Below are 8,345 nucleotides of genomic sequence, written 5' to 3' on the forward strand. Positions count from 1 at the left end.
GCGGCGCGACGTCAACGGCGGGCGGCGGCTCAGCTGTGGGTACGCAGCATCGTCCGCATCGTCCGCATCGCGACCGAGAGATTGGCCAGGTCGAACGTCTCCGAGGACTGGATCTCGTCCAGCGTCGTGCGCGCCCGCTGGAGGAGCGCGGCGTTCTTCTGCTCCCATGCCTTGAAGCGCTGCTCGGGCGTCGAGCCACCGTTGCCCACCGACAGCACATCGGCCGTGAGGGCGGCGTGGGCCGCGTACAGGTCCTCACGGATGGAGACACGGGCCATGGACTGCCACCGGTCGGCGCGCGGCAGCTCGATGATCCGGTCCATCAGCTGGCTGATCCGCAGCCGGTCGGCCAGGTCGTAGTAGACCTCGGCGACCGCCAGCGGCTCCTTGCCGGTCCGGTCCGCGATGGCGACGATGTCCAGCGTCGGGAAGGCGGAGGAGAAGCCCGCCACCGGGGTGGCCAGGTCCTCCGGGACCCCGGCGCCGGTCAGTTCGTCATGGATCCGCTGGTACCACTCGGCGTCGGAGCCGCGCAGCAGCTTGGGCAGCTCGGCGCGGACCCCCGCGACCCGCTCGCCGAAGAACTCGATGGTCTCGGCGAGCTCCAGCGGCTGCGGGCGGTTGTTGAGCAGCCAGCGGGTGCCGCGCTCGACGAGCCGCCGCGAGTGCAGCCGCATCCGGGTCTGGATGTCGGCCGCGACGACCGTGTCCAGCGACTCGACCTCGTCCCAGATCTCATTCAGCTCGAAGATCGCGCGCGCCGCCGTCTGGGCGCGCACGACCTCTTCGGTGGAGGCCCCGGTCTCCTCCCGCATGCGGTGCAGGAAGGTCGTACCGGCGGTGTTGACGGTGTCGTTGACCAGCACCGTGGTGATGATCTCCCGACGCAGCGCATGGCCGTCGATGTGCTCGGGGAACTTCTGGCGCAGCGCCTGCGGGAAGTACGCGTGCAGCAGCCGCTGCAGATACGGGTCGTCCGGGAGCCCGGTGTTGATCAGCTCATCGGCCACCGTGATCTTGACGTAGGCGAGCAGGACGGCCAGCTCCGGCTGGGTCAGCCCGCGCCCGGCGTTCAGCCGCTCGCGGATCTGCCGGTCGGTGGGCAGGAACTCCAGCGCCCGGTCCAGGCGCCCCTCCCGGGTCAGCCGGCGCATCAGCCGCTGGTGGGCGTGGAGCAGGCTGGGGGCCTGGGCGGCGGAGTTGGCCAGGGTCACGTTCTGCGCGTAGTTGTTGCGCAGCACCAGCGCGCCGACCTCGTCGGTCATCTCCGAGAGGATCTTGTTGCGCTGCTTGATGGTGAGATCGCCCTCGGTGACCAGCGCGTTGAGCAGGATCTTGATGTTCACCTCGTGGTCGGAGGTGTCCACACCGGCGCTGTTGTCGATCGCGTCGGTGTTGATCTTGCCGCCGTTGGTGGCGAACTCGATGCGGCCCAGCTGGGTCAGGCCCAGGTTGCCGCCCTCGCCGACGACCTTGACCCGCAGATTCTGGCCGTCCACCCGGATCGCGTCGTTGGCCTTGTCGCCGACGTCGGCGTGCGACTCGGTGGACGCCTTGACGTACGTACCGATGCCGCCGTTCCACAGCAGATCGACCGGCGCCTTGAGGATGGCCTTCATCAGATCGGCCGGGGTCATCTTGGCGACCCGGGTCTCGATGCCGAGGGCGGCCCGCACCTGCGGAGTGATCGGGATGGCCTTGGCCGAACGGGGGTGGACGCCGCCGCCCGCCGAGATCAGCTCGGTGTTGTAGTCCGCCCAGGAGGAGCGCGGCAGCTCGAACAGCCGGCGGCGCTCGGCGTAGGAGGTGGCCGCGTCCGGGTTCGGGTCGATGAAGATGTGCCGGTGGTCGAAGGCGGCGACCAGCCGGATGTGCTCGCTCAGCAGCATGCCGTTGCCGAACACGTCGCCGGACATGTCGCCCACACCGACGACCGTGAAGTCCTCGGTCTGGGTGTCATGGCCGAGCTCGCGGAAGTGCCGCTTGACGGACTCCCAGGCGCCGCGGGCGGTGATTCCCATGCCCTTGTGGTCGTAGCCGGCCGAGCCGCCGGAGGCGAAGGCGTCGCCGAGCCAGAAGCCGTACGCCTGGGCGACCTCGTTGGCGATGTCGGAGAAGGTCGCGGTGCCCTTGTCGGCGGCGACGACGAGGTAGTTGTCGTCCCCGTCGTGGCGGACCACGTCCTTGGGCGGCTCGACCTGCCCGGCCACCAGGTTGTCGGTGATGTCGAGCAGACCGGAGATGAAGGTCTTGTAGCAGGCGATGCCCTCGGCCATCCAGGCGTCGCGGTCCACGGACGGGTCCGGCAGCCGCTTGCCGACGAAGCCGCCCTTGGCGCCGACCGGCACGATGACCGTGTTCTTCACCATCTGTGCCTTGACCAGGCCCAGGATCTCGGTGCGGAAGTCCTCACGCCGGTCGGACCAGCGCAGACCGCCTCGGGCGACCTTGCCGAACCGCAGATGGACGCCCTCGACGCGCGGCGAGTAGACCCAGATCTCGTACGCCGGGCGGGGCGCCGGCAGATCGGGGACGGCCTGCGGGTCCAGCTTCATCGACAGGTAGTCGTGCGGCTTGCCCTGCCCGTTCTTCTGGAAGTGGTTCGTACGCAGCGTCGCCTTGATGAGGGTCAGGAAGGAGCGCAGGATGCGGTCCTCGTCGAGCGAGGCCACCTGGTCCAGCGCCGCGTCCAGCTCCTCCATCAGGGCGTCGGTCAGCTCGGTGCCCGCCCGCTGCCGCTCGGGCGACATCCGCGCCTCGAACAGGGAGACCAGCAGCCGGGTGGTGTGGACGTTGTTGCGGAGGGTGTCCTCCATGTACGACTGGCTGAAGGTCGAGCCGGCCTGCCGCAGATACTTCGCGTAGGCACGCAGCACCATCGCCTGCCGCCAGTCCAGGCCCGCGCCCAGCACCAGCTGGTTGAAGTTGTCGCTCTCGGCCTGGCCGGTCCACACCGCGGCGAACGCGTTCTGGAAGCGCTCGCGGGCGTCGTCGGCGAGGGCTTCGCCCTCACGCAGGGGCAGCCGCAGCCCGAAGTCGTAGATCCAGGCGGTGGTCTTGTCCGAGCAGCGCAGCTCGTACGGGCGCTCGTCGACCACCTCGACACCGAGGGTGTTGAGCACCGGCAGCACGGCGGACAGCGATACCTGGGCCCCGGCCCGGTAGATCTTGAACCGGCGCTCGGCGTGGGCCGCGCCGACCGGCTCGTAGAGGGAGAGCGCGAAGTCCTGCTCGCCGTCCTTCAGCCGCTCCAGATGCTGGAGGTCGGCGACGGCGCCGCGCGGCGAGTGGTCCGCCTTGTAGCCCTCGGGGAACGCGTGCTGATAGCGGCGGAGCAGCTCGGCGGCGCGCTCCTCGCCGACCTCGGAGACCAGCGCCTCGGAGAAGCCGTCGGCCCACGAGCGGGCGGCCTCGATCAGCCGGTTCTCGATGCGCTCGACCTCGGCGTCGGTGAGGTCGGGCAGCTCGGTACCGGGCTGCACCCGGACCACGAAGTGCAGCCGGGAGAGCACCGACTCGGTGTGCAGGGCGGTGAAGTCGACCGGCGGGCGGCCGTTCAGCTCCTCCAGCAGAATGTCCGTCAGCCGCAGCCGCACATCGGTGGTGAAGCGGTCACGCGGCAGATAGACCAGCGCCGAGTAGTAGCGCCCGTACTCGTCCTGACGCAGGAACAGCCGCAGCCGACGGCGCTCCTGGAGGTAGAGCACGCTGGTCACGATGGAGCGCAGCTGATCGACCGGGGTCTGGAACAGCTCGTCGCGCGGGTAGGTCTCCAGGATCTGCAGCAGATCCCGGCCGTCATGGCTGTTGGGCCCGAAGCCCGCGCCCGCGAGGACCTCCTGGACCTTGCGGCGGATGACCGGGACACGGCGGACGGACTCGGTGTACGCGGCGGACGAGAACAGGCCCAGGAAGCGGCGCTCGCCGATCACATTGCCCTGGGCGTCGAACTTCTTCACGCCGATGTAGTCGAGGTACGAGGGGCGGTGGACGGTGGCGCGGCTGTTCGCCTTGGTGAGAACGAGCAGCTTGTGCTCACGGGCCTTGGCCCGGGCGTCGGCCGGAAGCCGGTTGAAGGACGGCGACACCGGGGCCGAGGGGCCCGCGTGGGCGCTCTCGCCGGCGTCCTTGTGGTGCGGATCGGAGCGGAGGATGCCCAGGCCCGTGCCGGGCACGGCGCTCAGCACGTCCTCCTCGCCACCGGCCTCGGTGGGCGCCTGCGTCAGCTCGTACTCGCGGTAGCCGATGAAGGTGAAGTGGTCGTCCGCGAGCCAGCGCAGCAGCTCACGGGCCTCCTCGACCTCCTGCTCGCGCACCTCGGCGGCCTTGGGCTCCTCCGGCAGCGCCTCGGCCAGGCGCAGCGCGGACTCCCGCATCTTCTCCCAGTCCTCGACCGCCTCGCGGACGTCGGACAGCACACGCAGCAGATCGGAGGTGATCTGCTTCAGATCGCCGCGGTCGGTCTCGCGGTCGGTCTCGACATGGATCCAGGACTCGACGAGGGCGTCGTGCGGAAGCTTCTTCCCGGCCTCGCGGTCCCAGGACTCGTCCAGCACCTCGATCAGCTTGCCGGTGATGTCACGGCGGACGATCATCTGCGGGTGGATCACGACATGGATGCCGCGGCCTTGGCGGGTGAGCTCATTGGTGACCGAGTCGACCAGGAAGGGCATGTCGTCGGTGACCACCTCGACGACGGAGTGGCTGCACGTCCAGCCGTGCTCCTCGACGGTCGGGGTGTGCACCCGTACGTTCGCCGTGCCCTGCGGCCGCACCTCGGCGAGCCGGTAGTGGGAGAGCGCCGCGCCGAAGACGTCGACCGGGTCGCGGTCGGCGAGATCCTCCGGGGGCGTGTGCAGGTAGTAGTGCTGGAGGTAGGCGGTCAGAGCCTCGGGTCCTAGCCCCTTGACCGGTGTTTGCCCCCCGGCCGGGCTGTTCTCAGCTACCCGGGCAGCCCGTGCGAGCAGCTCGGCCTTGGCTTCGTCCAGCTTGGTCTGCATGTCCTCTGGCTCCTGTCGCGCGCCGTTGCGTGACATCGATGGGTGTGGCATGACGCCGCGACGCGGAAAATCCGGTCTCAGACGACGGTATGCCGGATCGGGGCATGGCCGGGGCGTACTCGGCCGTAAGTGACCTAGAACCCACACGGCCAGGGTCAGCGGCGGCTCTGGCCCGGTGGCTGAAACGCCCCGGGCGCGGAGCGAGGGCCTCGTTGCCCTCCCGGACTATCGCGCTGATCACGCAGTAAGGCTATCGCTCCTCCCCAGGGGGGCGTCATGAGCCAACCGTGTACAAAACCGGGGCGTGAAGTTTGACGAAATGGACAGCGACGGGAGGGGCGCGCGGTGTTTGGCCACCGCGCGGGGCGTTGTCGCCGCGCCTCCGGCGCGCCGGGGGCCCTCTTGGCAAAGCGGTGGAGGCGGAGGCACCGTGATCTGGACGGCGAAACGCGTGGGACCCCGTTGAGTGCACCCCGTTGAGTGGACCCCGTTGAGATGGCGAGACGGGCGCGATGGGCGAGGAGGGAAAGGTGAGCGGCATGGCTGCGAAAATCCTTCTGGTGGCCGGCGACGCGGCCGAGTCACTGGAGGTGCTCTACCCCTACCAGCGGCTGCGCGAGGAGGGGTACGAGGTGCACATCGCGGCCCCGACCGCGAAGAAGCTGCGCTTCGTGGTCCATGACTTCGAGGACGGCTTCGACACGTACACCGAGAAGCCCGGCTACAGCCTCCCCGCGGACCTGGCCTTCTCCGAGGTCGACCCGGGCCGCTACGCCGCCCTGGTGATCCCGGGCGGGCGCGCCCCGGAGTATCTGCGCAACGACCCCGAGCTGCGCAAGATCTGCAAGGCGTTCTTCGACGCCGACAAGCCGGTGGCACAGATCTGTCACGGCCCACTGCTGACGGCGGCGGTGGGCGTCCTGCACGGCCGGCGGGTCACCGCGTATCCGGCGCTGGAGCTGGACATGCAGGCGGCGGGCGCCGAGTACCAGGACGCGGAGGTCGTGGTGGACGGGACGCTGGTGTCCTCGCGAGCGTGGCCGGACCATCCGGCGTGGATGCGGGAGTTTCTGTCGGTGCTGCGGGCGAAGGCGCCGGTGATCTGAGGGCCGGCGGGCCGTCCGGCCGCGCCTCAGCCGCCGCCGGCTCCGGCCATCGGCTCCGGCCATCGGCTCCGGCCCTCAGTCGTTCGCCAGGCCGTCCGCCAGCGCCTCGGCCTCCCGGACGGCCTCCGTGAGGGTGTCCACCACGGGCACACCGGCCGCCATCAGGCTGGCCCGGCTGTGCGAGCCGCCCGTGTAGAGCACGGCGCGGGCCCCCACATGCTCGGCAGCCACCGCGTCGTCCAGCGCGTCCCCGATCACCACGATCCGGTGCGGCGGCACGCCCTCCAGCGCGGCGATATGCCGCAGCATCTGCTCGGCCTTGCCCGCGTTGCTCTGGCCGATGCGGCCGTCGACCCGGACGAAGTGATTCTCGATGCCGTGCGTACGGATGAGCGGCACCAGATACTCGTGCGGCGCGAGGGAGCACAGTGACTGGGTGAGCCCGGCCTCCTGCCACTCGGTGAGCAGCTGCCGGGCGCCGAGCGCCAGCCCCGCGCCCTCGGCCAGCGCCCAGTAGTGACGGTGGAACGCCTCGTCCATGACCTCCCACTCCTCATCGGTGGGCAGCCGCCCCATCAGCCGCTCATAGAAGAGCGGCACCGGGACGCAGTAGAGATCGCGGTAGCGCTCCAGGGTGATGGGCGGCAGACCGATCTCCGCGAACGAGGCGTTCGTCGCCGATATCACGGCATCGATGTCGTGAAACAGCGTGCCGTTCCAGTCCCACACGAGGTGGGTCACGTGCTTCTTCCCCATCCCTCGACGGTACCGAGAGGTCATCCGATGAGGTGGGGAATTTCCTGCCGGTCGTACCAGAGCAGCTCATGGTCCTCGGCGCCGTCCACCGTGAACTGCGCGTCGTCGTCACCCAGATCCGCCGCTCCCAGCGCCTCGGCCGCCGCCGCGACGTCCCGCTCGGCGTCCGCGCCGTCCATATGGACGGCGGCGGCCTTCTCCAGCGGCACGGCCGCCGCGATCCGCACCTCGCCCAGCGCGGACTGGTCGAGCCCACGGTCCGGATCGGCCACCGCCTGCCCGTCGGGCACGTCCACCGCCACCACGACCCGCCGCCGGGGCGACTGCGGGTCGACGGCGACCGACCGCAGCGACGCCTGCGCGGCACGGCTCAGCGCGGCGTACTCCAGCTCCTCGATGTCATCGGACACGTACCACTCGCGCAGCGCGGGGGTGACGGCATAGGCGGTCAACGGCGCCGGCCCCAGCTCGCCCGCCTTGTACGCCTCGGCGAGAGCGGACAGGGTCAAGGGGACGTAGACGCGCATGGCTGCCGCTTTCGTGAGAGACCAATAGGCCACCAGCATACGTTTGCCGCCCGTTCCGGTGGCCCCCGCCCACAGCCCCGATGGTCCCCTTTCGAAGGCCCCACGTAGCTCCGCTCCCACCCCACGCGGGCGGCCCGAGCCGCCGAGCGGCGGGGCGACACGGGGCGGTGCGTACCCCGGATAGGTGAAGCTCGGCGGGGCCGCGGGGGCGGGACGCCGTTCGTTGCGGAGGGCGGAAACGGGTCGGTAGAAGACGTCCCGACGCAAGCTACTGCCCGGTATCACGACCGGGCCGCAGAGAGTGGGGGCGACGCGAATGGGCAAGACGATCCGACCACCGGACCGACCCGACACGGCCGAGGCCGTACGACGACGAAGCGGTGCGGCCGAGCCCGTACGACGACGAAGCGGCCCACCAGGCCGACGAGACCCCCGCCGCCCAGCCACCACCCCCCGCCCGGCACACGCCACGGCCCCGCCACCGGCCACTGTGGCCGCCCCCGGCTCGGCACTGGACGCTCCGGCCGACGCGCCCGCGATGGGCCCCACACCGGCCGCTGTGCCCGCCACCGGCCCTGCCGTCGGCGCCGAGCCCACCACCGCACCCGCAGCGCGCCAGATGCCCGCCACCGGCCCCGTATCCGCCACCAGCCCGGCAGCGGACGCCGCATCCGCTGCCAGTCCCGCACCGCGCACCTCACCCGCCGCCGGTCCAACGCCGCGCACCGGGGCAGAGGCGCGCAGCGGCCCGCCGGGACGACACGACTCCCACCGCCCAGCCACCGCACCCACCCCGCGCCCGGCACACGCCACCAACCCGGCAGCAGGCACCGAGACACCGCCGCGCACCGGGACACCAGCGCGCACCGGGGCAGAGGCGCGCAGCGGCCCGCCGGGACGACACGACTCCCACCGCCCAGCCACCGCACCCACCCCGCGCCCGGCACACGCCACCA

4 protein-coding genes are annotated in these 8,345 nt (G+C 70.9%); 1 reads left to right on the plus strand and 3 read right to left on the minus strand.

From position 1 onward, the window contains the following. Positions 1-29: 29 nt before the first annotated feature. Positions 30-5,000, minus strand: a complete 4,971-nt coding sequence (locus ABZU99_RS21365; protein WP_356049098.1) for an NAD-glutamate dehydrogenase — start codon at positions 4,998-5,000, stop codon at positions 30-32. Between the two features lie 539 nt (positions 5,001-5,539). Here ABZU99_RS21365 and ABZU99_RS21370 point away from each other — a divergent pair. After that, positions 5,540-6,106, plus strand: coding sequence for a DJ-1/PfpI family protein (locus ABZU99_RS21370; RefSeq protein ID WP_355945286.1), 567 nt, complete (start codon positions 5,540-5,542; stop codon positions 6,104-6,106). Between the two features lie 75 nt (positions 6,107-6,181). Here ABZU99_RS21370 and ABZU99_RS21375 read toward each other — a convergent pair whose 3' ends face one another. Beyond that, complete coding sequence (locus ABZU99_RS21375) at positions 6,182-6,862, minus strand: HAD family hydrolase (RefSeq protein ID WP_355945288.1); 681 nt, start codon at positions 6,860-6,862, stop codon at positions 6,182-6,184. 20 nt (positions 6,863-6,882) lie between these two features. Further along, the gene (locus ABZU99_RS21380; protein WP_355945290.1) at positions 6,883-7,389 is read right to left on the minus strand and encodes a hypothetical protein; all 507 of its coding nucleotides are present in this window, start codon (positions 7,387-7,389) and stop codon (positions 6,883-6,885) included. Positions 7,390-8,345: the final 956 nt, after the last annotated feature.

The organism is Streptomyces sp. NPDC005266, assembly GCF_040607655.1.
Taxonomy (GTDB): domain Bacteria; phylum Actinomycetota; class Actinomycetes; order Streptomycetales; family Streptomycetaceae; genus Streptomyces.